This is a genomic window from Soonwooa purpurea (assembly GCF_053891095.1).
Genome location: NZ_JBSSMA010000016.1, coordinates 18,898 through 44,056 on the forward strand (window position 1 = coordinate 18,898; position 25,159 = coordinate 44,056).

The following is a 25,159-nucleotide window of genomic DNA, read 5'->3' on the forward strand; positions in this document are numbered from 1 at the left end:
TTAATTTTAAATGGGGCTTTTTTTAACCCATTTTACAGAATACATGAAATCAGTTTTCTTAGCTTTTAGTTTTTTGATGAGTTTAAATTTACTTTCTCAAAATCAACGCTACATTTACGAATACAAATTAATAAAAGATTCTACGAACAAAACCAGTCAGCGCACCGAAATAATGTACCTCGACACCTCGAAAGAAGCTTCCAATTATTATAGTTATACAGCTTTTCATTCAGATTCTTTAGTTCGGGCCAATCTGGAAATGCAGCTGAAAGCTACGGGCGTTATTAACATCAAACCAAATATGAGAGTAGATGCAGAACGTTATTCGGTTTCAAAAACTTATCCAGATTTCCGAACAGAATTACATACACGAATTGGAATGGATGCTTACAAAATTCTTGAGGATCGAAAAATGAATTGGAACATTCTCCCCGAAAAACAACAAATAGGGAAGTGGCAAACGCAAAAGGCGACTTTGGATTTTGGTGGAAGACATTGGAAGGCTTGGTTCGCGACAGAAATTCCGTTGCAGGATGGGCCTTACAAGTTTGCTGGACTACCAGGACTTATTGTTAAAATTGAAGACCAAACGCAATCTCATATTTTAGAATTAAAAGGTATTAAGAATCTGAGTTCTGAGGAATTTAGTGCGGTTCGAAAACCAAGAAATGAAATTTCGCTTAGTTTAAAACAATATCAAAAGTTGTTAGCCGATTATGCAAAAGATCCAACACAAGGTTTGAAACAAGCAACGATGGGTGCTGTTGTTATGATGGGTGCAGAAGGCGATAATAAAAAATGGATAAAAGAGCGCGAAGTCAAAATGAAAGAAGATCTTAAAAAAGATAATAATAACATCGAGTTAAGTTTTTAATAAATAAAAAGCCAAAGTTCAAAACTTTGGCTTTTTTTATCAATGTTAGGATTAATTATCCCATTTTTTTAGCGTCTGCTACAAATTGCGCAAGTCCACTATCTGTTAAAGGATGTTTCAACAAATTAAGAATTGAAGCTATTGGCGAAGTGATAACATCAGCACCTATTTTAGCACAATTAATAATATGAATAGGGTTTCTGATAGATGCTGCTAGAATTTGAGTGTCAAAAAGATAATTGTCATAGATTGTTCTAATATCTTGGATAAGCTCGATACCATCTACAGAAATATCGTCTAATCTTCCTAAGAAAGGCGATACATAAGTTGCACCAGCTTTAGCTGCTAACAAAGCCTGACCTGCTGAGAATACTAATGTACAATTGGTTTTTATACCTTTATCAGAGAAGTATTTTAAAGCTTTTACACCATCTTTTATCATTGGGATTTTAACAACGATTCTTTCGTGTAATGCCGCAAGTTCTTCTCCTTCTTTGATCATTTCATCATAAGTTGTAGAAAGTACTTCAGCTGATACATCACCATCTACAATGTTGCAGATATCCACATAATGTTTGTTGATAGCTTCTTTACCAGCAATTCCTTCTTTTGCCATTAACGAAGGATTGGTTGTAACACCATCCAAAATTCCCAAATCTTGAGCTTCTTTAATCTGCTCTAAGTTGGCAGTGTCGATAAAAAATTTCATTTATTTAGTTTTAATAATCTTAGTTACAAAGATAGTTTAAATATTCTGTTATACTAAAATTGGAAGCCGAGGCTCCCAATTTTTTTATTTTTTAAGTTCTGCTTCTTTAGCTTTGAACTCATTAAATTTCGCAGTGTTTTGCGTTGCGTTGTAAAAGGCTTTGAGAAGTGAAACCATGTCAGCATCTTTTGGGTCTAATGCATAGGCTTTTTCCGCGTATGGAATAGCCTTTGCAAATCTTGCACGTCTTTGTTCCATTACTTTATTAGCTTCATCGATTTTCTTGGCTTTTCTTAATTCGTTGTAAGAGTTAATTGCTTTTTCGTCATCTCCCATAATTAAATATACCATATTGGTAAAGGCTGTTCTATTAGTAGGATCTATGCTGATTGCTTTATTAAAAGCTTCTTCAGCTTCTTTTTGTTTTGCTGGATCTTTGCTATAGATAACCCCTAGATTGTAATAAGCAATAGCATCGTTAGGATTTTTACTAATTTGAGATTTTAAACTTGTAACGAACTCTTCAGTTTTGCCAGCTTTGTAATAAGCGAGTCCTAGCGTATTTGCTAATTTAGCATTATTAGGGAATTTTTTTAATCCTTTTTGCGTAACTTCAATAGCTTCGTTATATTTTTCTAACTCCATTAATAAAGCCGATTGGATATCATAAATCTCTTCTTCTTTACTTGCTGTTCTCTCTTCTTTGAAGTCTGTATAATCGCTCGTAGCTCCCATCTTTTTGTAAAGATCGAAGGTGGTTTTATCTAAATTATCAATCGTGTTTGACTTTTTGCTTTTTGCGGTGTAAATAGTTTCTACACCAGTAAAATTCATTGCAATTAACTGATCAAAAATTTTAGAAGATTCCTCTTTTTTATTTCCTTGAGCATAGGCAACAGCTGATGAATACAACAGGTTTTGATTTTCAGCACCAGCGGCTTTGGATAAAAAATAAGCTTCTTCGAACAACTTAGCAGCACCAGCGAAATCTTTTGCTTGGTATAAATCGTAGGCTTGCTTGTTTGTAGATTGATAAGAAGCGTTAAGTTGATTTCCTAGTTTGCTAGCCAAAGAAGGTGTGTATTTTTCTTCTTTTAGAGAAAGTTCAGCTCCAAATTTGTCAGCTGCTTCTTTACCTACAAAATAGACTTTCTTCTTGTCATTGTCTTTTCCTGTGTAGATTGTTGCTTTTCCTAAATCACTTATTTTTGACAAAATTTGTGCGCCTTCTGCAATTTTTCCAGATTTTACAAGACCTAAACCTTTTGCATAATAGTATTGTTCTTGTAAAGACGGTTCTAATAAATAAATTTTATCTCCAAAAATAGCTTCTGCTTTAGAAATTTCTGAGGCAGTTGTATTGGCATCACCTTGATCTGCCGCTTTAACAGCATTAGAAATTTCCTTTTTTTGAGCATAAGACAGCGAGGCTGCTATAATTGTTAAGCTTAAAAATAGTTTTTTCATATGATTATATTAAAATTTATTCTTCGTTATTGTTATCTTCTATATTGTCTAGGCTTTCTGTATTAGTCGGGTTTTCTGAGTTATCTTTTACTTCTTCATGTTCTGATATTTCTCCTTCGTCTTCTACATCTTTGTCCATTTCGACTTTTGCAATAGCCGCAATCTCATCATTAGACTTAAGATTGATAAGTCTTACACCTTGTGTATTTCTACCCATAACACGAAGTTCTGAAGTATTCATACGGATGGCAACACCAGAACGGTTAATAATCATTAATCCATCTTCGTCTGTTACGGATTGTATCGCAATAAGATCCCCAGTTTTTTCAGTGATGTTAAGGGTGATAACACCTTTTCCACCACGGTTGGTTATACGGTAATCTTCCACTGCGGTACGCTTACCATATCCTTTTTCTGAAACTACTAATACGGTGTCATTCTCCAAGTCGTTAACTACAATCATCCCGATAACTTCATCTTTATCAGCGAGATCGATACCTCTAACACCAATAGATGTTCTACCTACAGCTCTTACTTTTTCTTCTGGGAAGCGGATACATTTACCAGCTTTTGTTGCAATCATGATTTCAGAATTTCCATTGGTCAATTTTGCACCAAGTAGCATATCGTCTTCACGGATTTCAATAGCGTTAACACCATTGGTTCTTGGTCGTGAGTAAGCTTCCAAAGATGTTTTCTTAATAGTTCCGTTTTTCGTAATCATTACAACATTCATCTGGCTTGTGTAGTCTTGGTTTTTCAAATCCTTGGTACGGATATAAGCCTTGATTTTGTCGTCCGGCTCTATGTTGATAAGGTTTTGGATAGCTCTACCTTTTGCCGTTTTTGAACCTTCTGGAACTTCGAATACTCTTAGCCAGAAACATTTTCCTTTTTCTGTAAAGAATAATAAATACTCGTGGTTGGTTGCTGACACGATGTACTCTAGAAAGTCTTCATCACGTGTTGTTGCGCCACGGTTACCTACGCCACCTCTAGATTGTACTTTGTATTCTGAAAGTAAAGTTCTTTTGATGTAACCAGCATGGGAAATTGTTAATACAACTTTTTCGTCTGGAATAAGATCTTCGATAGACATTTCGCCACCTGAGAAATCGATTTCTGAACGTCTTTCGTCGCCATATTTTTCTTTAACTTCTTGTAGCTCATCTTTAATGATTTGGTATCTTCTCGGCTCGTTGGTTAAGATATCTTCCAAGTCGTGGATGAAAGCCATGATTTGTTCGTACTCATCACGGATTTTGTCCAATTCCATACCTGTAAGACGTGCAAGTCTTAGATCAAGAATGGCTTGTGCTTGGATTTCACTTAGTTCAAAAGCTTCGATTAATCCTTCTTTTGCAGCTTGTGGATTGGCAGAGTTACGAATGATTGCGATGGCTTTATCTAGGCTTTCTTTGGTTGCAATAACCTTCATGAAACCTTCTAAAATGTGCGCTCTTTCACGTGCTTTTTTCAGTTCGTATTCAGTACGTCTTACAATCACTTCGTGTCTGTGATCTACAAAGTGAAGTATGATCGATTTTAAATTAAGCTGCTCTGGACGACCTTTAACTAACGCAATATTGTTAACACTGAACGATGTTTGTAATGCTGTGTATTTGTAAAGAAGGTTGAGAACGACATTAGGAATAGCATCATTTTTAAGTTCGTAAACAATGCGTAGACCATTTCTGTCAGACTCGTCGCGGATCTCGTAGATACCAGGGATTTTTTCGTCCTTAACCAATTCAGCAGTACGTGCAATCATTTCGGCCTTGTTAACTTGGTAAGGAACTTCGGTAACGATAATTGCATTACGGTTTCCTACTTCTTCAAAACTTACTTTAGCGCGGATTACGATACGACCTCTACCAGTATGGAACGCTTCTTTTACACCATCATAACCATAAATAATACCTCCTGTTGGGAAGTCTGGTGCGATGATGTGTTTCATCAATTCATCAATTGTGATTTCACGATTATCGATGTATGCGCAGATGGCATTAATACTTTCTGTTAAGTTGTGGGGTGCCATATTGGTCGCCATACCAACGGCGATACCAGATGTCCCGTTAACCAAAAGATTAGGGATTTTGGTTGGTAAAACTGTTGGTTCTTGCAAAGAGTCGTCGAAGTTGTTTTGGAAATCAACCGTTTCTTTATCAAGATCAGCAAGAATTTCGTCAGAGATTTTTTTCAGTCTTGCTTCGGTGTAACGCATTGCTGCTGGTGGATCACCATCCATCGACCCAAAGTTACCTTGCCCATCAACCTGCTCGTAACGAAGACTCCAAGGTTGTGCCATACGCACCATCGCATCGTAAACAGACCTGTCGCCATGTGGGTGATATTTACCCAAAACATCCCCAACAATTCTGGCAGATTTCAAATATTTTCTATTGGAAAAAACGCCCAAACCATACATCCCATAAAGGACTCTTCTGTGTACAGGTTTTAGTCCATCTCTTACATCTGGTAAAGCTCTCGAGACAATTACTGACATCGAGTAGTCGATGTAAGATGTTTTCATTTCATCAACAATGTTGATAGGAATTAACTTTTCTCCTTCTGATCTCATCTATATTCTTTAAAATTAATCGGGAAAATTCCCTATTTTTCTTTAATTAAAATTTGTTTTTAAATACTTTTTTGCTAAAAATCTTTATTAGCAAACGCATCTGCTAAAATACGAAAATTTTGCCTAATATTGCCTACAGAATTCAACTAATTATCTAATCAAAATCAAATAAATGAGTATTTTAAGTATTACTTTTCACACCACGGAAAACAGAATTACAGAATGGGATGATTATTGTGTGAATGAGCTACATACGATGATCGAAAATCTTATGGATGTTGACAAGTATATTTTGTCAGAAGTCCATTCGGATATGGTTAATGAGGGGCGCAATACCAATCTGTTATTGGTGTTTGCTAATAGTGATTTGCGATCCGATTTTTTACTTAGTGAGCTTCCCAATATAGAAGAAAGAGTTATGAAAAATTTTGGACAAGAGGTTATGGTTTTTCCAACGTTACTAAATCCAAAAAGGCTCAGATTTTAACATCTGAGCCTTTTCTTTTTTATATAGCGATTTGATTAATCTTTTCTACTCATCAAAATTCTTAAAATATACCAAAATAGTAACATAATAGATGCGAATAGTTGCAAGGATGCGCCAACATATTGGTTGGTAGCATAGACATCTTTTAGTTTGCTGGTTTCGTACAAAATGCTGGCAGAGGCAATTAAAACCATTCCAACAGAAAACCACAATCCTAAATTGAAACCGAAAATTGCGCCCGCAACGATTAATCCTAAAGCCACAAATCCACCGATGACAATAATTGATCTTAGAAAAGAAAAATCGGTTTTGCTAAAAAAAGCATAAGCGGTTAATCCAACAAATAATGCTAAAGTCAATACTGCAGCTTGATAAATTACTTCGAGACCTGTATAGGCGACAGCGATATAGATTAAAGGAAGGAAAATAAGGGCTTCTAAGACGATATAAAAACCGAGTCCTAAATATTGGGTAGAACGACTTTGGGACAAAGTCCATTTGTTAGCCAACATAGATGCTAGCCAAAAAGCACCCAAGATAAATAACCATAAGAATTTTCCCGAAACCATAGCTATGATATATTGTTCAGGAACAATATTGATTAAAAAGCTTTCTACGGCAATAAAAATTAAAATCGCCAAAGCGACGTGTCCATAAGTTTTTTTGTAAAATTCCGCTTTTTCAGCTTCGGAAGCTTGTGAAACAAGTGTTTGCATATTGAGATGTTTTGTATTCTTTTTTCGAATATAGAAAAATAAAGTTTTGTAACAAAAAAAGAATCCCGATCGAGATTCTTTTTGATGATATTTTTAATTAAAATTTATTCTGTAGGACCTTTTGGTTCTTTTGCTGGTCCACCAAAAAAGAACTTAATAACCACCGGAAGCGTTGTAATCAAAACGATGATGATAATGATCCATTCTAGATGAGACTTCAAATCTATTCCCAATTGGTCTTTGAAAAATTTGTCCAAATAATGTCCGGCAAATACCAAACTAAATGACCAAAGTACAGCACCAATAATGTTATCGATTAAAAAACGTTTTTTATCCATTTTTACAATTCCTGCAACGATAGGGGTGAAGGTTCTCACCACAGGTAAGAATCTCGCCATAATCACCGCAAGACTTCCGTGTGTTTCGAAGAAATCGTGTGCCTGGTAAAGATATTTTTTCTTAAAAAGCATCGAGTCCGGACGTTTGTACAAAGCAGGCCCAGTTTTAACACCGAAAAAATATCCAACTTCGTTACCGATAATAGCTGCTAAAGAAATACAACTTGCAAGGATGGTCGTGTCCAGAAGATCGTTGCCAGTTCCGCCAAAAGTTTCTTTAATAATTTCAACGGCATAAATCCCTGATACAAAAAGCAGAGAATCCCCTGGCAAAAAGAACCCAACGAAAAGTCCTGTTTCTGCAAAAACGATGAATAATATTAGCCAAAATCCACCCATTTTGATATAAAACTCAGGGTTTAATAAATCTTTCCAACTTTCGAAGTGTTCCATAATAATTTTTGTGGCACAAATATACTTAAATGATTAATTTTATCTATTAATAAGGGCGTTAATTTTAGTTAAAATTTATCGCTCTTAAAACTGATTTTCGTCAGTTTCTGCTTGGCCTTCCGCCATAAGGAAGGATTTTAGAAAACCGGTAATATTTCCATTCATAACCGACTCTACATCAGAAGTTTCGTAACCAGACCGTACATCTTTTACTAATTTGTATGGATGCATTACATAATTTCGAATTTGGCTTCCCCATTCAATTTTCATTTTATTGGCTTCAATTTCGTTTCGGGCGCGCATTTTTTCTTCGAGTTCTATTTCATAAAGACGCGATCTCAAAAGCTGCATGGCTTTTTCTTTGTTCTGAAGCTGGGAGCGCGATTCGGAATTTTCTATAATAATTCCTGTTGGTGCATGGCGCAGTCGTACTGCGGTTTCTACTTTGTTAACGTTTTGACCACCAGCACCAGAAGATCGCATGGTTTCAAAACTGATATCTGCTGGGTTAATATTAATTTCTATAGTGTCGTCCACCAAAGGATAAACATAGACGGAAGCAAAACTGGTGTGACGTTTGGCATTGCTGTCGAATGGCGAAATTCTCACCAATCTGTGGACGCCGTTTTCACCTTTCAGATAGCCAAAAGCAAATTCGCCTTCGATTTCTAAAGTCACTGTTTTGATACCCGCTACGTCGCCTTCCTGGAAGTTGAGTTCTTTGACTTTGTAAGCTTGCTTTTCTGCCCACATGATGTACATGCGCATCAGCATGCTCGCCCAGTCGCAACTCTCTGTGCCGCCTGCGCCAGATGTAATTTGGAGTACTGCGGAGAGTTCGTCGCCTTCGTTAGAAAGCATGTTTTTAAATTCAAGGTTTTCGATTTTTTCAACCAATTTTGGGAAATTGTCGTCCAATTCTTTTTCGCTTTCAGGATCTTCTTTTGCAAATTCTAATAAGACTTGCAAATCCTCAAATTCGGTGAAAATATCTTCGTAATCTTCAACCCATTTTTTTTTGGAACGAAGTTGTTTTAAAAAAACTTCTGCTTCTTTTGGATTGTCCCAAAATTCTGGCGCAGCAGTTTTTTCGTCATCATTGCTGATTTCGATTTTCTTTTTTTCGATTTGAAGATATTTGTATAAATCTTGAATTCTTGCGTTGACTTCTTTGATTTGGTCGTTGTTAATCACTGGAATTTGAAAATTTGTTTTGCAAAATTAGACATTAAGAGCTACAAATAATAATTTTAGGCCAACTAATTATTGTCTGGATGTTCTTTATTAAATCCAATGCTTCGCATAGGCTCTTCTTTTTTTATGTAAAATTGAAGTTCGTCTTTAAGTGTTACAATTCTCTTGTAAAATTCTTCTTCCGAGTTGATGCTGACTTCTTCTAAAAAAAGTAGAACGCTGTTGAGGTATTCTTCGGTTAATTTGCCTGCCGCTTCTTTCAATGCGGCATCCAGAAGGCTTTGGTCAATTTTTAAACTTATAACTTCTTTTTTAAGATAAAGATTTCGGATTCTCTTTTTCAAACTTTGGGTAAAGTCGATAATCATCGTATTTGAAAAAGCTTTCATCTTTTGTGCGCTTTCTCGCCAGAAGGGTAATTGGTCTGCTTTGTTGAATTTCAGAACTTCTAAAAGTGTGGCATCTTGCGTTAAATTTTGTAACATATAATACAAAATCATTTCGGCGCGTTCCTGTGGATTGGGTGGGAATATCGGAATCATCATGTCAAATCGGCCAGGCGCTAGAATTTCTGGATCGATGTCTGATACGTTTTTTGCCGCGCCAATCATTAATATTTGTTCTTTCTCAAACTTGTCAATGGTATGGAGAATAATATTTTTTGTTTCTTTAAGCTCCCAGATATAATCTTCTTTTTCCTCTTTTTCTTCCATGATAACATCGAAATCATCAAGAAATAATAAGACTTTTTTCTGTTTCATGATCGATACCAAAAAGTCGTTGAAGTCTGATTTTTCGTGGTCGAAAAAGTTGGTTTTTAAAAATGATTTTCGGATCGCCTCAAATTTATATTTAATAATATCTGCAATACGTTTTGCCCAAAATATTTTGCCACTTCCTGGAGGTCCATACAAGATGATGCCCGCAGCGCGATGGATTCCCCAATTGTTGAGTTGGTTTTCATCTGTAAAGGGTTCTAGCATGTCTATAATATAAAAATACAAATCGCTGTAACCGATAAAATCCTTTTGACATAAAGGCGATTTTTTTCCGAAATAATCGTAAACGAATCGATAATCGCCACCCAATTCTCGATCGATATTAAAACTGGAAATCGAGGTTTTGTAAGGTCCATTGTCAAAAATGTTTGTATATTCTTTTTTGATGAGGTCTTCAACATCTTTAGATGGTTTTTGTATCGTGTTGGCAATGTCTTCGGTTGATTTTTCTTTTTCTAAATCTTCGCTGTATTTGGAAAGAAAATCTTTTTGCTCTTTGACAAATTTTGTGAATTCTGGGGTGACATTCATTTCGTTCGTTATTACAGAACTGAGGCTTAATTCAAAATCCTGCACGAATTTTTTTAAATTTTCGGTCGGTATGTTGATGTCTTTAGCAAGACTCGAAAAATCTTTTAGCATGTTTTTGTTTTGTTTAAAATTATCAAAAATTATACAAAATGAATTTTTAAGTAGTTTGTTTAAGTAATTTATTCGCTTTAATTTTGTGAAATGACATGGGAAGAAGTTTTAGCACCAATTAAAGAAACCGGGTATTTTAAAACATTATGGGAAAATGTAACCTATGAATATAGTGTTAATAAATGTTTTCCTCCGAAAAATCAAATTTTTAGAGCTTTGAAGGTGACGCCTTTTGATGTTATAAAAGTTGTAATTATCGGCCAAGATCCTTATCATAATGACGGCCAGGCCAATGGTTTGTCTTTTTCTGTTGCAGAAGGTGTGAAAGCACCACCTTCGCTTAAAAATATTTTTCTCGAACTAAAATCGGATCTCGGCATTGAACGTTCCCGAACCGATCTTGAGGATTGGGGAAAACAAGGTGTTTTGATGCTGAATGTAAGTTTAACGGTTAAAGCGCATGAGCCAAATTCTCACAAATACCTAGATTGGTCAAGGTTTACAGATTTTATTATTCAACAAATCTCGGACCGAGGTGAGCATGTTGTATTTGTACTTTGGGGCGCATTTGCACAAAAAAAAGCAGCCTTAATCAACCCTGCCAAGCATTTTATTTTGACATCCGCACACCCGTCACCATTTTCGGTACATCGAGGTTTTTTTGGAAGTCAGCCTTTTTCTAGAATTAATCAATATCTTGAACAGCATTCAAAATCGTCAATTAATTGGTAGTTTTATTCTGTTTTTGTGATGTCGATTAAAATGTTTTTTTGTGCCTCATTTTGTTTTCCTGATTCTTTTGGATAGGGATTTACCGATTTTAAAGTAAAATTATAACCATAGACATTTTCTGTGTTTTTCAGATTTCGGCTAGGCAAATCCATAGTTGCCAACTGTATCGTTCTTGGGCGCGACGATGGTGTCATCACTTCGATCTCGACAATGGCAACGCCAGCCCACACACAAGTTACACCTTCTGGACATCGGCTATCTTCTATAATTTCTTTAAAAGTAATATTGATTTTTCCATCGGCGATTTGGGTGTCTTTTCCTTGCAGAATTTCTACATTTTTATACATATTGCTTTGTGAAGTTTGCTTTGGTGTATCATTATTTTGCACCATTGTTTTTTGTGATTCGCAGCTTAGTAAACTTGCTAAAATCATTGTTGTAATAATCGTGGGACGTATCATAATTTATTTTATTTAAAAGAAAGTATAATAAAGTACTACCAAAAACATGGCCAATCCAATCATAAAGCTAAAACCTGCGCCATATATAAAGCCGATGAAAGCACCTTTCATAGAATTAAAAGCTTTTTTCTTGTCGCTGATGTCGTGCAAAAGTTCGCCAAGGAAAACGCCTAAAAGCATCCCAATAAGAAAGCCAAAAGGAATAGGGATTAAAAATATACCAGCAATAGTTCCGATAAAGGAGCCAATGCTTCCCCAGCGTGTTCCACCATATTTTTTGTTGGTTCTTGCAGGAATGATATAATTAAGAATGCCTGAAATAATCGTTAAACCCGAAAAAATCCAAACATATAACATTGGCATTTCTGAGTCGGTCCCGAATTTAAAAATTAAAAGTCCAGCAAGACTCACCACCAAACCAGGTAAAACTGGTAAAAAAGTGCCGAGAAGCCCAATAATTAATAAAATGATACTAAGTAAGCTAATCAGTCCAACATCCATATTTTTATATTTTATATAAAAGTAAGGATTTTCGGTTAGGTGAAAAATAAATTGTTAATTTTGTCAATATGAAAGATGAGTTGGACGATACCAAAGATTTTTTGCAAAATATCAGTGATCAGATTAATGTCTTTTTTGATCAGTATTTCCGCGGAGATATCGCTTGGATTTTTCAGGTGACCTGCAAGATTTTGGTTCTTTTGGGCTTTTTGTTTTTGATGGATTTTTTAATAAAATTGGCTTTTAAACTGGTGTCCAACTATTTTTCGAAGCCCGAAAAATATCCATTTATTTATTCCTTATTCAAGGCGAAGTTTTTTAATTCTATTGCACATATTATTGCTTTAGGGCTTTGTACGTTTGCTTTAGACTCGATTTTTTACGCAGGTATGCACAGGATCACCAAGGGGGTTTTGGACAAGATTGTGGATGTCGGCCAAGTGGTTGTTATCGCAGGACTAGGGCTTCGACTTTATAACGCCGTCGAAAATTATTATATCTTAGTCAAAGACAGTTACAAGTTGATCGCTTTTCGTGCAATTTCTCAAACGCTAAAGATTTTTGGAGGCGTTGTATTGCTTTTTATTGCGATAAAAATTATTTTCAATATCAGTTCGGGGACTATCTTAGGAAGTCTAGGGGCGATAACTGCGATGTTGGTTTTGGTTTTTAGAGATACCATTTTGGGCTTTGTAACGGGAATCCATGTGGCAACTTCCAGAAGTTTGAAAGTAGGCGACTGGATCGGAATTCCAAAATATAACCTCGAAGGAAATGTGATGGAAATAAGCCTACTGACAACTAAAATTTTGAACTTCGATAAAACCATTTCTACAGTTCCGACTTACGATTTGATGACCACAGAGATTCGAAATTATCAAGTAATGACCGAAGGTAATCTTCGTCGTATAAAGCGTTCAATGATTTTTAATATTAAATCTTTCCATTTTTTGTCAGAAGAAGATCTTGATCGTTTAGAAAAAGTAAACTTAATTGCTGATTATATCAAATTAAAACGTTCCGAAATCGCCAAAGAACTTAATGATTATCATAATCCAGAAAATGATCTTAACCGCCAACAATTAACAAATATTGGTGTTTTTAGAAAATACGTCGAAACTTATCTCAAGCATAATCCTGATATCGAACAGAAAGAAATTATCCTCGTTCGACAACTAGAAAATACGCCGCAAGGTCTTCCATTGGAGATTTATTGCTTTACTATTTATTCGAATCTTGCGGATTATGAGCGTGTACAGTCCGATATTTTTGATCATCTTTTGGTAGGTGCTCAGGATTTCGGTTTAGAAATTATGCAAGTCAATAAAATTTAATCTTAATTATTTTAAACTTAAAATGACAACAAAACTTAGTGTCAATATTAATAAAATAGCCACTTTGCGAAATGCTAGAGGGGGCGATGTGCCAAGTGTTACCCAAATTGCGGTGGATGCTCAAAAATTTGGCGCGCAAGGCATCACCATTCATCCACGTCCAGACGAAAGACACATCACGAGAAAAGATGTTTATGATCTAAAGCCTTTGGTGACGACAGAGTTTAATATCGAAGGTAATCCGCATCCAGACTTTATCAAAATGGTTTTGGACGTGAAGCCAGAACAAGTAACACTAGTGCCCGATGCTGATGATGCTATAACTTCTAATGCTGGTTGGGACTGCAAAACGCATTTGGATAAGTTGACGGATATTGTTGCTCAGTTTAAAAATGCGGGCATCCGTACATCCATTTTTTTGGATCCAAATCCAGAAATGGTGGAATGGGCGGCCAAAACAGGGACCGAGCGTATCGAACTTTATACCGAAGCTTATGCAAAGCATTATCTAGAAAATAAAGAAGCTGCAATTAAAGATTATTACGAAACGGCTGTTAAAGCAACCGAATATAACTTGGGCATCAATGCTGGACATGATTTGAGTTTAGAAAATTTAAAATATTTTTCAGATAATATCCCGAATCTTTTAGAAGTATCTATCGGGCATGCTTTGATTTCTGAAGCTTTGTACATGGGATTAGAAAACACGATACAAGCATATCTGAAGCGTTTGGCGAAATGGTAAATTGTTAAGTTAGAAGTTAGAAGTTAGAAATTAGAAGTTGAAAATTCGGTTTTGAAATTCAGAATCAAAAATTTAAAATCAAAAAATGGAAATTTTACATTCAAAAATATATGGAGAAGACAAATCTGGAACGCCGCTTTTGGTATTGCATGGTTTGTTTGGGATGTTAGACAATTGGGGAAGTTTTGGAAAAGAATTTGGAGAACTAATGCCGACGCATTTGTTGGATCTCAGAAATCATGGGCGAAGTTTTCATTCGCCGTCGATGACACACGATGATTTAGCGAATGATATTATTAATTACATGCAAGCGCATCATATCGAAAAAGCTTATCTGCTAGGGCATTCTTTAGGAGGAAAAGCCGTGATGCAATGTGCGATAAATTTCCCTGAAAAAGTTGAGAAATTGATTGTTGTTGATATTTCGCCAAAAGCTTATCCGCCACATCACCAAGGTATTATAAAAGCCTTACAAACGGTTGATTTTTCTAAAGTGGAATCGCGTCATGATGTGGAAGATGTTCTTAAAGAATTTATCCCAGAAACTTTTGTTATTCAGTTTTTGATGAAGAATTTGTATTGGAATGATGACAAAAAATTGGATTGGCGTTTTAACCTACAGACTTTAGCAGATAACTATACAGAATTTGTTTCTAATGCTATTAAATTCGGTGTTTACAACGGGCCAACATTATTTATTAAAGGGTCAAAATCCAATTATATTTTGCCTCAAGATGATTTTTTAATCAAGCAACAATTCCCGAACTCTAGTTTGGCGGAAATTGCCAATGCGGCACATTGGGTACAAGCGAATAATCCTGTGGATTTTGCAACGGCGGTTAAGACTTTTTTATTTGGAGAATAAGAGGTTTTTATTTAGGTTTTCAATGCGTATCTTTGTCGGGATTTGATTAATTAATAACAACAGATTGGAGGCACATCCACAAGATCAATTTATTTTAGTAACGGGAGCAACAGGCATTTTGGGGCGCGTTATTGTTTTGGAACTTCTGAAACAAGGTAGAAAAGTACGAGCTACAAAACGTCCTAATAGCGATACAAAAGACGTGTTAAACTCTTTCAAGTTTTACACAGAGCAGCCCGAATTTTATTTTAATCAAATTGAATGGATTGATACCGATTTTAATGATGTTTTTTCTTTAGAGCAAAGTCTACAACAAGTTTCCGAAGTTTATCATTGTGCTGCAAAAGTCAGCTTTCATCCGAAAGATCGCGACAAAATGTACAAAACCAATATCGAAGGCACCAAAAATCTTTTGTATGCCACTCAAGATTCTTCGGTTGAGAAGTTTTGTTTTGTGAGTTCCATCGCAGTTTTGGATGGTTTTAATGAAGATGGTTTTCAGGACGAAACTTGCGATTATAACTCTAAGTTCGAGCATTCTTCTTATGCCAAGTCCAAGCATTTTTCTGAAATGGAAATTTGGCGTGCCGCGGCAGAAGGCCTTAATGTGGTGATTGTCAATCCAGGAATTATCATAGGTTCTGGAAACTGGAAATCGAGTAGTGGTGAGATGTTTGGACAATTGGCGAAATCAAATTTTTCTACAGAAGGTTCGTCGGCTTATATCGATGTTCGCGATGTTGCTAATATTGCCATTTGTCTGATGGATTCTAATGTTTTTAGTGAGAGATTTGCTTTGGTTTCAGAAAATGTTAAAAACGAAATTGTTGCAAATAAAGTACGGCACACCGTTGGAAAATCGTCCGTTAGCATTATTTCTAAATCGATTTTAAATATTGGAAAAGCGCTTAATTTTCTTTTAGGATGGCTTATACCAAGCCTTAAAATGGCCAATAAAGTCAACATAGAAGCCATAACTTCCGAATCCAAAATCAGCAACAAAAAAATTAAAAAACAATTGGACTATCAATTCATTCCAGTCATGGAAAGCCTCGATTTCCATTTGAAAAATTATATACAAGATCAACGATGAATATTGCGAATTTCCTAATAACGAATGCACAAAACTATCCTTTAAAACAAGCGATTGGCTTCAAAAGTGGCGCCGGTTGGTCGCATATTACATGGCGGAAATTCAAAACGGTGGTTTTCAAAACCGCAAATGCTTTGAAGGAGGCTGGCATCCAGAAAGGAGATCGCGTCGCAATCTATTCCGACAACTCAGCAGAGTGGATTACGATGGATTTGGCAATTCTCGCTATAGGTGCGATTACGGTGCCAATCTATGCGACCAATACGAAGGATCAGGCAAAATACGTGGTTCAGGATAGTGGTGCCAAAATGATTTTAACGGGCAACAAAGAGCAATATGACAATGCTATTGCGATGTTGGAAGAATGTCCAAATTTGGAAAAAATCATTGTTACCAAAACCTACGAACGTCTTATCCATGACCAGAGTTTTCATCTTCAGAAGTTTATATTAAAAGCCAGCGAGCAATTGGAAATCGAAGATATGGCAGAAGACGATATCGCAACCATTATCTACACATCGGGGACAACTGGCGTTCCGAAAGGAGTTGTGTTGATGCATTCTAATTTTGTGAAAGCTTTTGATGCCCATTTTGAATTTTTTAAATTTAAAAATTTCGAGGACGAACATTCGTTTGCATTTTTGCCATTAACACACGTTTTTGAAAGAAGCTGGACATTGCTATCCTTGTATGGTGGTGCTAAAGTTTCGTTTTTGACAAATACCAAAACGATTGCAGAAGAACTTCCGATTGTAAAACCAACGATGATGTGTTCTGTTCCTAGATTTTATCAGAAAATTTACATTAAAATTCAGGAAACCATCAAAAATTCTTCACCAGCCAAACAGAAGATTTTCAATTGGGCATTGGCTATTGGGGCAGAATATCACGAATTAAAACGATTAGAAAAGTCAATTCCATTGGGATTGTCTGTAAAATATAATGTTGCCAACAGCTTAGTTTTCAAAAAAATTAAAAACCAACTAGGTGGGAAACTTTGGTTTATGCCATGTGGTGGCGCTTCGATATCGCCTGAGATTGCGAAGTTTTTTGACGCGTTGGGCATTCATTTAACCATTGGCTACGGTTTGACAGAGACTACGGCAACTTTGGCGCTTTATCCATTAACCAACTTTGTTTATGGAACAACTGGACGTGCTTTGCCTGGTGTTCAACTTAAAATTGGGGACAACGAAGAAATTCTTGCAAAAGGCAATGGTATTATGAAAGGTTATTACAACCGTCCCGAAGAGACAGCAGCGGTTTTCACAGAAGATGGCTGGTTCCGCACGGGCGATTGCGGAACGATTGACAAAGATGGAAATTTAACAATTACAGACCGCATCAAAGATTTGATGAAGACATCCAACGGAAAATACATCTCGCCACAAGCTATCGAAAACCTTTTGACCAACGATGCTTTTGTACAGCAAGCAGTTCTTGTTGCGGAAGGACGCTCGTATGTAACCGCGATTATTGTTCCGAATTTTGAGACTTTGGATGACATGGCAAAACAGCAAAATATTACATGCTCGTCTCACGAAGAACTAATTGAAAATCCCCAAATTATTGAATTTTATAATTCAAAAATTAATGAGCTTCAAAAGGATTTGGCGGATTACGAAAAAATCAAAAAAATAACATTATTACCGCGAGATTTTCAAATGGATTTGGGAGAGATGACTCCTACTCTTAAAGTAAGACGAAAAGTCGTTTTGGAAAAATACAGCAAGCTTATCGAAAAAATGTATAACTAATTTTAGTTTGACTTTACGAAGTCGGAGCCACAATACAACGATAAGAAAAATCAATAATTAAAATAAAATAGAAAAAGTGGAAAGCCAATTTTTAGGAAATAAAGATTTTAAAATTACTAACCAAAACGTGACAGAATCTTGTCCTTCGAATATTGCGATTATTAAATATTGGGGGAAATATGAAAATCAAATTCCAGCTAATCCCAGCATTAGTTATACTTTGAATCATTGCAAAACCAATACCTCAATGGAGTTTGTGGCTGGCGAAGCTTTTTCTGTTCAGACTTTTTTATCAGGAAACGAAGAGAAAAAATTCGCTGAAAAAATCGAAAAATATTTTAAAAGTATTGAAGTTTATCTTCCGTGGATTCTTCAAGGAAAATACACTATTAAAACCGAAAATACATTTCCACACAGCTCGGGAATTGCAAGTTCTGCATCAGGTTTTGGTGCGATTGCAAAATGCTTGATAACTTTGGATGAAGTGTTTAATCCAGAAGCTTATTCATTAGAATTCAAAATCCAGAAAGCGTCTTTTTTAGCAAGATTAGGAAGCGGAAGTGCTTGTCGTAGCTTGTATAACGGACTAGTTGTTTGGGGAAAAACGCAGGAACTTGCGACGAGTTCTGATCTATTTGCAGTGGCATATCCCAATGAAGAAATCCATCCAATATTCAAAAATTTTAATGATTGGGTATTGTTGATTCATGAAGGTGAAAAAAGCGTATCCTCAACGGTTGGACATGGTTTGATGACTACCAATCCTTATGCAGAAAGACGTTTCCAAGAAGCGCACGAAAATTTTGAAAAACTGAAAAGTATTCTAGCAACTGGGGATTTGAAAGCGTTCATAAAATTAACAGAGCACGAGGCTTTAACGCTTCACGCGATGATGATGATGAGCGATCCTGCTTTCATTTTGATGAAAACGGGGACTTTAGAAGTCATTAATAGAATTTGGGACTTCCGTAGAATTACTGGTTTGCCGTTATTTTTTACCCTAGATGCAGGGGCAAATGTCCATTTGTTATTCCCGAACGATTTGCAACAAGACAAAATTGAAAATTTCATCAATCAAGATTTATTACAATTTACCCAAAAAGGTGGCGTTGTAAAAGATGTGATGCAGTTTTAATCCAAGTTTTTAATGGGAGTATCCACTTACAAAACTAATAATCATGATGCAGAGAACGATTGCCGAAATAATAACGTAAGTATAATCTTTCTCTTTCAAGTAACCGATTAGCGCAAAAATAATTCGCATCAACGGTGTAAGAATTAAAATTAATATTCCGAGTTGGATAATGCCAATCCCTTCAAAATTGGTTAAAGATGTCCAGAAAGTTTGCCATACATGATCTGTTGGCGTGCTAAGATCTTTATAATTTTCTGGCATTTTGAAGCCTTCCAGATACAATTTTATAAAACCAATTAATGAAGTTATAACTGACAAAATTACCCCAAGACGGAGCAGATTGCCAACAGAACGATTAAGGTCGATGTCTGTAAATTCTTTTTTCATTTAAAATTATTAGTTACACCGTTATACATCATATATATTGACAAAATTGTAATGACAATCGCGAAAAAAGTTTTCAGTTTTTTAGTTTTAGAAACCATCAAAGTTTTAGAACCAATAAAACTTCCTACAACAACGCCAATAAGAACAGGCGCTACAATTACAGGAATAATTTCGCCACGTTGAAAAAATATTAAAGCACCAGCTACAGCCGTTACCCCAATCATAAAATTACTCGTCGTGGTAGAAACTTTGAAGGGCAATCTCATCATATTATCCATGGCTAAAACCTTCAACGCGCCAGAGCCAATTCCTAAAAGTCCAGACATAGCACCTGCGAACATCATCATAAAAAATCCTGGAATTGTATGTCGCGCCGAATATTTTTTGATAACGCCTTTATCAGGAAAAGTGCCATAAAGTTTTAGTTTGTGTTCTAGACTGCCTTCGATAAGTGGTTCCTGATGATCGGGCTTTCCTTTAAGATTTAGAATAACTGTTAAAATCAAAATACTTGCGAAGATGATTCCTATGGTATTGGGATTTAACATTCCTGATACCAAAGCTCCCAAAATAGCGCCCGCGGTTGTGGCAATTTCTAAGAACATCCCAATCCGCATATTTGTAAAACCTTCTTTTACAAAAGCTACTGCTGCACCAGAAGATGTTCCGATGACTGATATCAAAGAAGCGCCAATCGCATAATGCATAGGTACGCCGAAACCTAATGTTAAAAGCGGGATAATAATGACGCCGCCGCCTAATCCTGTTAACGATCCCAAAAGTCCTGCTGCGACCGCGCCTAAGAATAAAATGATGATTTCCGTCATGCCACAAATATAATTCTAATGCTTTGCTTTTACAAGATAATCGGGATTTTTCTCAGGGAAACTTTAGGTTCTTGTTTTTCTTCGGTATATTTGGGCTACAAATTTTAAAATTCTAAAAAATGAGCGATACACATATTTGCCCAAAATGTCAGTCGGAGTACACTTATGAAAACGGAAATCTTATGACTTGTTCACAATGTTTCCACGAATGGGATCCCGCAGAAATTGATATTGAAAGCAAAATTCTCGATGCCAATGGAAACGAATTACAAAATGGAGACTCTGTCGTTGTTGTAAAAGATCTTCCCGTAAAAGGTGCTCCAAAACCTGTGAAAGCAGGAACTAAAGTGAAAAATATCCGTCTTAATCCAGATAGCGATCATAATATCGATTGCAAAATTGATGGTTTCGGATCCATGGCTCTGAAGTCAGAATTTGTCAAAAAAGCTTAAGAATTCTTTTAAATCAAATAAAAAGTAAAAAGTAAAATGAAAATCGGAATTCTTGGAGGCGGACAACTGGGACGTATGTTTATACAGAATGCTTTGAAATATGATGACGAATTTTATACTATAGATCCCTCTGCTGATGCGCCTTGCCACAATATTTCTTATTTCACGAAAGCTAGTTTTAATGACTATCAATCGGTTTTGGATTTCGGAAAAGATAAAGATGTTGTCACCATAGAGATAGAACATGTTAATGCGCTTGCTCTGGAAGAATTGGAAAAACAAGGTGTAAAAGTGGTTCCTAATTCTCAAATTATTAAAACCATTCAGCAGAAAATTCTTCAAAAAGAATTTTACAAAATACATGACATTCCATCGCCAGATTTCGAAATTATGGATGGCACGTCCGATGAAATAAAAATGCCTTTTCCTTTCGTGCAAAAGCTTAACACAGGAGGCTATGATGGCAAAGGGGTTCAGCTGATCAAAGATGCTAACGATTTGGCAAAGCTTTGGGTGGAAGATTCTGTTTTAGAAAAATTGGTCGATATTGATAAAGAATTATCAGTAATTGTGGCTAAAAATGAGAATGGTGAAACCAAAACTTTTCCCGTAACAGAAATGGTTGCCGATCCAAAATTGAATTTGCTGGATTTTAATATTTGTCCAACCAACATTAGCGACGATGTAGCAAGGCAGATAGAAGCGATTACTGAAAAATTCTTAGCAGTTGTCGATTCGCCAGGACTTTTCGCCATCGAGTTGTTTTTGGACACGGAAGGCAAAGTTTGGGTTAACGAAACTGCGCCAAGACTTCATAATTCGGGACATCAAAGTCAAGAAGGAAATGCCAATTCTCAGTTTGAGCAGATGTACCGCGTGGTGACCAATGCGCCTTTGGCAGATACAGACACGTTTGGTTTTTCGGGCATGTTAAACCTTGTCGGTGCAGACAATTTTTCAGGAAAAGTCATCTATGAAGGCTTGGAAAATGTTCTCAAAATGCCCAAAACTTATGTTCACCTTTATGGAAAAACGGAAACAAAACCTGGACGAAAAATGGGACATATCAATGTTTTGGCGAATTCTCGTGAAGAATTGTTGGAAAAACTGATTCAGATTAAAACAATGATTAGGGTAAAAGCTTAGATAAAATTCTAAATAATAAAAACGAGTTCAAAAAATGTTTGAACTCGTTTTTTATTTGTAAGCTTAAAAGTTGAGGAAAACACCCAAATTAAAACTTCGGCCGCGTTCTAAAATCCGTTGTTGCGTATTGTCGCTCAAAGTTCTTGAAAGATGTTCCGCATAAGCGTGATTAAACAAATTGCTAACTTCAAATTGGAATTGAATGTTTGAATTTAATTTAAAATTCGAATACACATCAAACACCGAAAAATCTTTGGTTTTCAGTTCTCCAAACTCTGGATGAATGCGATTTTGTTTTCCAGAAAATCGATAATTTAATCCTAAAATAAGTTTCGAATATTGCGCTTCCAGATTCCATTTTACATTAATTGGAGCAATTTCTGCCAATGGCGTTTTCTTTTCCAAATCTTCTGCATAGGTGTAAGCTACTGCCAAATCGGTTTTATAATTAGGTAAAAATTGCCAATGTGCTCTCGATTCAAAACCTGCTTTCATGGCTTTTTTAATATTCTGAATTTGTCGCACGGTCGGATTTTGCATAGATCCAGTTATCAAGTCCCTTCTAAGAACGCCGCCAATATAATTTTGCATCAAAGCATAAAAAACGTCCGCTTGAAAATGAAAATTATCGGTATGAAACGTATAAATAATGTCCGCCTGATTATTAGTTTCGGGTTTTATATGCGGATTTCCTACCACTTCATAACTGTCGTTTCCCACCGCAAAACGATTGATAAAACGCTCTGTTAAACTTCCACTGCGTTGTCCACGTCCCACCCAAATGGCAAAATCCGAATGCGAGGCCAATTGCTTTTGAAAACCTAAACTAAAACTATGATTAATCTGCTCGCTATCGGCTTTTCCGTACAGTCTTTCAAATAATTTGGACAAATCTTCGGCGTTTGCAGTATTGTAATCCATTCTGTAAGAAGCGGTCAGTTTGCTATTTCCAAAGCTTTTAGTAAACTCATTAAACCAACCTAATTGATTGATATGAGAATCTTGCCAACTGCTTCCATCGCGTGGCATCATTGGCATTTTCGAGGTCATAGAAAGACTTTTTGCCTCTTCATGTTTAACATCAAGACCAGAAAAAAGTTGCCAAGTCAATTTTTTCCAAAAGCTTTCTATACGTCCGCCATAAGTTTTAGAAGAAACATTGCTCACCATATTTCGGTTGGGCGATCCCATGGAATGGTCAACATTTGTGAGGTAGGCAGCGTAAGAAATTTCCTTTAAAACTGAATTTCTAAAATTTGTTTTGTGTTGCAATTGCGCCATCCAAGTTTTGTCATAAATAAGATCCATTTTTAAAGCCGCAAATTCTACATTTCTTCCTTGATTGGTTGTTACATTCAAGCTACTTACATTATTTTCATTCCATTGATATTGTGCTTTCGTCCCCACAGAATAGCGTTTGAAGGCTGCTCGAACTTCGTCGCCGTTGCCATCTTTGTATCTGTCGCCATCGTTGTAACTGGCGAAAATATCAAGATTGAATTTCTTTGAAGTTAATTGACTTAACCATTCATTTTTAAAAATGCTGCCATTGCTGTCGTAACTGCTAGAAAAACGGTTTCTAAATTTTAAACTGTCGGTGAATTTTGGCTTTTCTGATATAAAATTAATCGTGCCGCCCACCGCAGGACCAAAACGAAATTGATAAGGACCTTTGTAAATGTTCGCTTCTTTTACGGTATTCATATTAATCTGAGAAATAGAAGGATCCATGCGGTTCGGACAAGCGTTGATCGCGTAGGTGGAGCCATCTGTTACGATATTGAGTTGCTCGTATTTGAAACCACGCAAAACGGGATCTGTGCCGAAGTTTCCGGCTTTTTTAACTCCCGAAAACTCTGGAAGCGTTTTAAGGAAATTTCCCGCATCGTGATCCAAAAGTTGGTTGGAACTTACCTTGATTTGTTTAGAATTTTGATGGTTTTTTGATGTGAATTTTGTGAGTTTTACGACTTCAATATTTTGTATTTGAAGGCTGTCATTTTGTTGTGCATGAAGAAAATTAAGGCTAGCAATACTGCAAAAAAGACCTAGGCTAATCTTCGGAAAAGCTTTTATAATTGTATGAGACATGATTAATTTATTAATAATTAAACGGAACTTGATATATGAAACCAAGCTTAATAAATCTTAGAAAAAGTCTATACAGTTGGCGGTTCTTCCGCGATTTCAAAAGATGGAGAAATATAAATTTGGTTTTGGAAAATATTTACATCACGATTTTGTAAAGTGAAAGAAACTTTTTCTTCAAAATTGATGATTTTTGGACTAATAAAACTGTAATCGAAACAGATTTTCAGAAGTTGCGAATTGGCAATATTGGGATTTTCGGTTTGTGATATTTGACATTTTCCATGACAATCGAGCTCTGGTTGGTCTTTGTTCTCACAATGCAATTCGTAGAAATCTTGGTTAATGGCATAATCTAACTCTAGCAATGCAGATTGGCTGCTGCAAAGCAAAATCAAGCTAGAATATAGTATGGAAAACCAAAGTTTCATAACCCAAATGTAGCCTCAATTCTCAATAATTTCAATATGACTTTTATCTTACATTATTAAATATAGAATTGTTATTTGTTGAATATTAAATATAAAGCCTTGATTATTAATTTTTTACATTATTGCTTTAAGATGTTTTATTCAAAATATTGAAATTTTAATAGCACATTTTATACAGGCTGAAATTTATCATATTAAAATAAAATACCTTTTAGTCTTTTATTATTTAGATTTACATGTTTTTAAAATTTAATCATTAAAAATTCAAAATCATGAAACGTATCATTCTCTTATCAGGTTTTTTGTGTTTCGGAATGACAAGTGCCCAAGTTCCGCAAGGGACTCAGTTTATTTCTGGACAAATAGGCTATTCAAACACCAAAGATCATTCTAAAAACAGCAGTATGGAATCCTACAAGTTTTTGCCGACTTATGGATATTTTTTTGCGCCCAATTGGGCAGTTGTGCTGAGTGCAGGTTATAAGCAAGACATCGACAAATCGCAATCTCAGAATGCAAACTTGGATGTTTTTAGTTTAGAAAATAAAACTTCGGCTTTCGTTGTGACACCTTCTCTTAGAAAATTTTGGGTTCTGGATTCTAAATTCAGTTTGTTTTGTCAATTAGATTTTCCTTTAGAATTTGGAAATGTAAAACACACAACAATTTCTAACAATGGAGTAGGTGATGCACAAAGCAAAAATTCGTATTCTAGTTTTGGTGTAAGTATAAAACCCGGAATTGATTATTTTTTGAGTCCACGTTGGAAAATTGCGGCAAGTATCGGTGAAATTGGATATTTCAATACGAATTATAAAGAGAGCGATGCTAGTAAAAATCGTTTCAATATGGAAGCTAATTTGGCCAATATCCAATTGGGAGTGAAGTATATTATTCCCGCAAAAAATAAAGCTGATTAAAGTCATATCCAAATAAAAGAGTTTTTTATCTTTTATTGGAGAATT

The 25,159-nt window shown here is 35.7% G+C and carries 25 protein-coding genes; 12 read left to right on the forward strand and 13 right to left on the reverse strand.

From position 1 onward, the window contains the following. Positions 1-43 precede the first annotated feature (43 nt). Complete coding sequence (locus tag ACVFVN_RS12840; RefSeq protein ID WP_456235577.1) at positions 44-874, forward strand: GLPGLI family protein; 831 nt, start codon at positions 44-46, stop codon at positions 872-874. Positions 875-929: 55 nt separating this feature from the next. Here ACVFVN_RS12840 and fsa read toward each other — a convergent pair whose 3' ends face one another. The 3 genes from fsa to gyrA all read right to left on the reverse strand — a co-directional run bounded on the left by fsa (position 930) and on the right by gyrA (position 5,631). Next, positions 930-1,583, reverse strand: coding sequence for a fructose-6-phosphate aldolase (gene fsa, locus ACVFVN_RS12845; protein WP_165130476.1), 654 nt, complete (start codon positions 1,581-1,583; stop codon positions 930-932). A gap of 84 nt (positions 1,584-1,667) precedes the next feature. Then, positions 1,668-3,050 (reverse strand): tetratricopeptide repeat protein, encoded by a 1,383-nt coding sequence (locus ACVFVN_RS12850; RefSeq protein ID WP_456235578.1) that lies wholly within the window; start codon positions 3,048-3,050, stop codon positions 1,668-1,670. Between the two features lie 16 nt (positions 3,051-3,066). Then, on the reverse strand, positions 3,067-5,631 hold the full coding sequence (gene gyrA, locus ACVFVN_RS12855) for a DNA gyrase subunit A (protein WP_456235579.1): 2,565 nt from the start codon (positions 5,629-5,631) through the stop codon (positions 3,067-3,069). Between the two features lie 172 nt (positions 5,632-5,803). On the opposite strand from gyrA, the gene ACVFVN_RS12860 reads away from it, so the two are divergent. After that, positions 5,804-6,118, forward strand: coding sequence for a DUF4286 family protein (locus ACVFVN_RS12860; protein ID WP_456235580.1), 315 nt, complete (start codon positions 5,804-5,806; stop codon positions 6,116-6,118). Between the two features lie 35 nt (positions 6,119-6,153). Here ACVFVN_RS12860 and ACVFVN_RS12865 read toward each other — a convergent pair whose 3' ends face one another. The 4 genes from ACVFVN_RS12865 to ACVFVN_RS12880 form a co-directional block, all read right to left on the reverse strand. After that, a complete protein-coding gene (locus ACVFVN_RS12865) occupies positions 6,154-6,834 on the reverse strand; it encodes a Bax inhibitor-1/YccA family protein (RefSeq protein ID WP_456235581.1) in 681 nt (226 codons plus the stop codon). A 104-nt stretch (positions 6,835-6,938) separates the two neighbouring features. Continuing rightward, on the reverse strand, positions 6,939-7,625 hold the full coding sequence (locus ACVFVN_RS12870; RefSeq protein WP_165130486.1) for a DedA family protein: 687 nt from the start codon (positions 7,623-7,625) through the stop codon (positions 6,939-6,941). Between the two features lie 84 nt (positions 7,626-7,709). Beyond that, entirely contained in the window at positions 7,710-8,819 is a 1,110-nt protein-coding gene (gene prfB / locus ACVFVN_RS12875; protein WP_165130488.1) for a peptide chain release factor 2, read from the reverse strand. A 65-nt stretch (positions 8,820-8,884) separates the two neighbouring features. Further along, positions 8,885-10,240 carry an AAA family ATPase gene (locus ACVFVN_RS12880; protein WP_456235582.1) on the reverse strand — a complete coding sequence of 452 codons (1,356 nt, stop codon included), beginning with the start codon at positions 10,238-10,240 and terminating at the stop codon, positions 8,885-8,887. A 90-nt stretch (positions 10,241-10,330) separates the two neighbouring features. Between ACVFVN_RS12880 and ACVFVN_RS12885 the strand changes: the two genes are divergently transcribed. Further along, positions 10,331-10,972, forward strand: coding sequence for a uracil-DNA glycosylase (locus ACVFVN_RS12885; RefSeq protein WP_456235583.1), 642 nt, complete (start codon positions 10,331-10,333; stop codon positions 10,970-10,972). Between the two features lie 2 nt (positions 10,973-10,974). On the opposite strand, the gene ACVFVN_RS12890 is transcribed toward ACVFVN_RS12885, so the two are convergent. Together ACVFVN_RS12890 and ACVFVN_RS12895 are read right to left on the reverse strand one after the other, a co-directional pair. Next, positions 10,975-11,433, reverse strand: coding sequence for a hypothetical protein (locus ACVFVN_RS12890; protein ID WP_165130491.1), 459 nt, complete (start codon positions 11,431-11,433; stop codon positions 10,975-10,977). Between the two features lie 12 nt (positions 11,434-11,445). Beyond that, a complete protein-coding gene (locus ACVFVN_RS12895; RefSeq protein ID WP_456235584.1) occupies positions 11,446-11,934 on the reverse strand; it encodes a DUF456 domain-containing protein in 489 nt (162 codons plus the stop codon). 68 nt (positions 11,935-12,002) lie between these two features. Between ACVFVN_RS12895 and ACVFVN_RS12900 the strand changes: the two genes are divergently transcribed. The 6 genes from ACVFVN_RS12900 (at position 12,003) to ACVFVN_RS12925 (ending at position 18,863) form a co-directional block, all read left to right on the forward strand. Continuing rightward, a complete protein-coding gene (locus ACVFVN_RS12900; protein ID WP_165130493.1) occupies positions 12,003-13,268 on the forward strand; it encodes a mechanosensitive ion channel family protein in 1,266 nt (421 codons plus the stop codon). A gap of 22 nt (positions 13,269-13,290) precedes the next feature. Then, the gene (locus ACVFVN_RS12905) at positions 13,291-14,013 is read left to right on the forward strand and encodes a pyridoxine 5'-phosphate synthase (protein WP_165130494.1); all 723 of its coding nucleotides are present in this window, start codon (positions 13,291-13,293) and stop codon (positions 14,011-14,013) included. Between the two features lie 85 nt (positions 14,014-14,098). Continuing rightward, complete coding sequence (locus ACVFVN_RS12910; RefSeq protein ID WP_456235585.1) at positions 14,099-14,878, forward strand: alpha/beta fold hydrolase; 780 nt, start codon at positions 14,099-14,101, stop codon at positions 14,876-14,878. A 64-nt stretch (positions 14,879-14,942) separates the two neighbouring features. Then, positions 14,943-15,971, forward strand: a complete 1,029-nt coding sequence (locus ACVFVN_RS12915; protein WP_456235586.1) for an NAD-dependent epimerase/dehydratase family protein — start codon at positions 14,943-14,945, stop codon at positions 15,969-15,971. Next, the gene (locus ACVFVN_RS12920) at positions 15,968-17,728 is read left to right on the forward strand and encodes an AMP-dependent synthetase/ligase (RefSeq protein WP_456235587.1); all 1,761 of its coding nucleotides are present in this window, start codon (positions 15,968-15,970) and stop codon (positions 17,726-17,728) included. The genes ACVFVN_RS12915 and ACVFVN_RS12920 overlap by 4 nt, the downstream gene beginning before the upstream one ends. A gap of 76 nt (positions 17,729-17,804) precedes the next feature. Continuing rightward, positions 17,805-18,863: a diphosphomevalonate/mevalonate 3,5-bisphosphate decarboxylase family protein gene (locus ACVFVN_RS12925; protein ID WP_456235588.1), complete on the forward strand. Its 1,059-nt coding sequence runs from the start codon at positions 17,805-17,807 to the stop codon at positions 18,861-18,863. 9 nt (positions 18,864-18,872) lie between these two features. Here the strand turns inward: ACVFVN_RS12925 and ACVFVN_RS12930 are convergent, their stop codons facing one another. Together ACVFVN_RS12930 and ACVFVN_RS12935 are read right to left on the reverse strand one after the other, a co-directional pair. Then, positions 18,873-19,250 (reverse strand): DUF1634 domain-containing protein, encoded by a 378-nt coding sequence (locus ACVFVN_RS12930; protein WP_165130498.1) that lies wholly within the window; start codon positions 19,248-19,250, stop codon positions 18,873-18,875. Beyond that, positions 19,247-20,077, reverse strand: a complete 831-nt coding sequence (locus ACVFVN_RS12935; RefSeq protein WP_165130499.1) for a sulfite exporter TauE/SafE family protein — start codon at positions 20,075-20,077, stop codon at positions 19,247-19,249. The genes ACVFVN_RS12930 and ACVFVN_RS12935 overlap by 4 nt, the downstream gene beginning before the upstream one ends. Positions 20,078-20,196: 119 nt before the next feature. Here ACVFVN_RS12935 and ACVFVN_RS12940 point away from each other — a divergent pair, with 119 nt between their 5' ends. Both ACVFVN_RS12940 and ACVFVN_RS12945 read left to right on the forward strand, forming a co-directional pair. Next, positions 20,197-20,529: a zinc ribbon domain-containing protein YjdM gene (locus ACVFVN_RS12940; RefSeq protein ID WP_456235589.1), complete on the forward strand. Its 333-nt coding sequence runs from the start codon at positions 20,197-20,199 to the stop codon at positions 20,527-20,529. A 36-nt stretch (positions 20,530-20,565) separates the two neighbouring features. After that, the gene (locus ACVFVN_RS12945; protein WP_456235590.1) at positions 20,566-21,675 is read left to right on the forward strand and encodes a 5-(carboxyamino)imidazole ribonucleotide synthase; all 1,110 of its coding nucleotides are present in this window, start codon (positions 20,566-20,568) and stop codon (positions 21,673-21,675) included. A gap of 63 nt (positions 21,676-21,738) precedes the next feature. Here ACVFVN_RS12945 and ACVFVN_RS12950 read toward each other — a convergent pair whose 3' ends face one another. Further along, on the reverse strand, positions 21,739-23,766 hold the full coding sequence (locus tag ACVFVN_RS12950; RefSeq protein WP_456235591.1) for a TonB-dependent receptor domain-containing protein: 2,028 nt from the start codon (positions 23,764-23,766) through the stop codon (positions 21,739-21,741). Positions 23,767-23,834: 68 nt separating this feature from the next. After that, positions 23,835-24,194, reverse strand: a complete 360-nt coding sequence (locus ACVFVN_RS12955) for a hypothetical protein (RefSeq protein ID WP_456235592.1) — start codon at positions 24,192-24,194, stop codon at positions 23,835-23,837. A gap of 272 nt (positions 24,195-24,466) precedes the next feature. On the opposite strand from ACVFVN_RS12955, the gene ACVFVN_RS12960 reads away from it, so the two are divergent. After that, the gene (locus ACVFVN_RS12960) at positions 24,467-25,114 is read left to right on the forward strand and encodes an outer membrane beta-barrel protein (protein ID WP_456235593.1); all 648 of its coding nucleotides are present in this window, start codon (positions 24,467-24,469) and stop codon (positions 25,112-25,114) included. The last annotated feature ends 45 nt before the right edge of the window (positions 25,115-25,159 follow it).

What these genes read in the sequence shown, in the direction of transcription:
- ACVFVN_RS12840 (WP_456235577.1), top strand. Translation starts at nt 44, where the DNA reads ATGAAATCAGTTTTCTTAGCTTTTAGTTTTTTGATGAGTTTAAATTTA.
- fsa (WP_165130476.1), bottom strand. Translation starts at nt 1,583, where the DNA reads ATGAAATTTTTTATCGACACTGCCAACTTAGAGCAGATTAAAGAAGCT.
- ACVFVN_RS12850 (WP_456235578.1), bottom strand. Translation starts at nt 3,050, where the DNA reads ATGAAAAAACTATTTTTAAGCTTAACAATTATAGCAGCCTCGCTGTCT.
- gyrA (WP_456235579.1), bottom strand. Translation starts at nt 5,631, where the DNA reads ATGAGATCAGAAGGAGAAAAGTTAATTCCTATCAACATTGTTGATGAA.
- ACVFVN_RS12860 (WP_456235580.1), top strand. Translation starts at nt 5,804, where the DNA reads ATGAGTATTTTAAGTATTACTTTTCACACCACGGAAAACAGAATTACA.
- ACVFVN_RS12865 (WP_456235581.1), bottom strand. Translation starts at nt 6,834, where the DNA reads ATGCAAACACTTGTTTCACAAGCTTCCGAAGCTGAAAAAGCGGAATTT.
- ACVFVN_RS12870 (WP_165130486.1), bottom strand. Translation starts at nt 7,625, where the DNA reads ATGGAACACTTCGAAAGTTGGAAAGATTTATTAAACCCTGAGTTTTAT.
- ACVFVN_RS12880 (WP_456235582.1), bottom strand. Translation starts at nt 10,240, where the DNA reads ATGCTAAAAGATTTTTCGAGTCTTGCTAAAGACATCAACATACCGACC.
- ACVFVN_RS12885 (WP_456235583.1), top strand. Translation starts at nt 10,331, where the DNA reads ATGACATGGGAAGAAGTTTTAGCACCAATTAAAGAAACCGGGTATTTT.
- ACVFVN_RS12890 (WP_165130491.1), bottom strand. Translation starts at nt 11,433, where the DNA reads ATGATACGTCCCACGATTATTACAACAATGATTTTAGCAAGTTTACTA.
- ACVFVN_RS12895 (WP_456235584.1), bottom strand. Translation starts at nt 11,934, where the DNA reads ATGGATGTTGGACTGATTAGCTTACTTAGTATCATTTTATTAATTATT.
- ACVFVN_RS12900 (WP_165130493.1), top strand. Translation starts at nt 12,003, where the DNA reads ATGAAAGATGAGTTGGACGATACCAAAGATTTTTTGCAAAATATCAGT.
- ACVFVN_RS12905 (WP_165130494.1), top strand. Translation starts at nt 13,291, where the DNA reads ATGACAACAAAACTTAGTGTCAATATTAATAAAATAGCCACTTTGCGA.
- ACVFVN_RS12910 (WP_456235585.1), top strand. Translation starts at nt 14,099, where the DNA reads ATGGAAATTTTACATTCAAAAATATATGGAGAAGACAAATCTGGAACG.
- ACVFVN_RS12920 (WP_456235587.1), top strand. Translation starts at nt 15,968, where the DNA reads ATGAATATTGCGAATTTCCTAATAACGAATGCACAAAACTATCCTTTA.
- ACVFVN_RS12930 (WP_165130498.1), bottom strand. Translation starts at nt 19,250, where the DNA reads ATGAAAAAAGAATTTACAGACATCGACCTTAATCGTTCTGTTGGCAAT.
- ACVFVN_RS12935 (WP_165130499.1), bottom strand. Translation starts at nt 20,077, where the DNA reads ATGACGGAAATCATCATTTTATTCTTAGGCGCGGTCGCAGCAGGACTT.
- ACVFVN_RS12940 (WP_456235589.1), top strand. Translation starts at nt 20,197, where the DNA reads ATGAGCGATACACATATTTGCCCAAAATGTCAGTCGGAGTACACTTAT.
- ACVFVN_RS12945 (WP_456235590.1), top strand. Translation starts at nt 20,566, where the DNA reads ATGAAAATCGGAATTCTTGGAGGCGGACAACTGGGACGTATGTTTATA.
- ACVFVN_RS12950 (WP_456235591.1), bottom strand. Translation starts at nt 23,766, where the DNA reads ATGTCTCATACAATTATAAAAGCTTTTCCGAAGATTAGCCTAGGTCTT.
- ACVFVN_RS12955 (WP_456235592.1), bottom strand. Translation starts at nt 24,194, where the DNA reads ATGAAACTTTGGTTTTCCATACTATATTCTAGCTTGATTTTGCTTTGC.
- ACVFVN_RS12960 (WP_456235593.1), top strand. Translation starts at nt 24,467, where the DNA reads ATGAAACGTATCATTCTCTTATCAGGTTTTTTGTGTTTCGGAATGACA.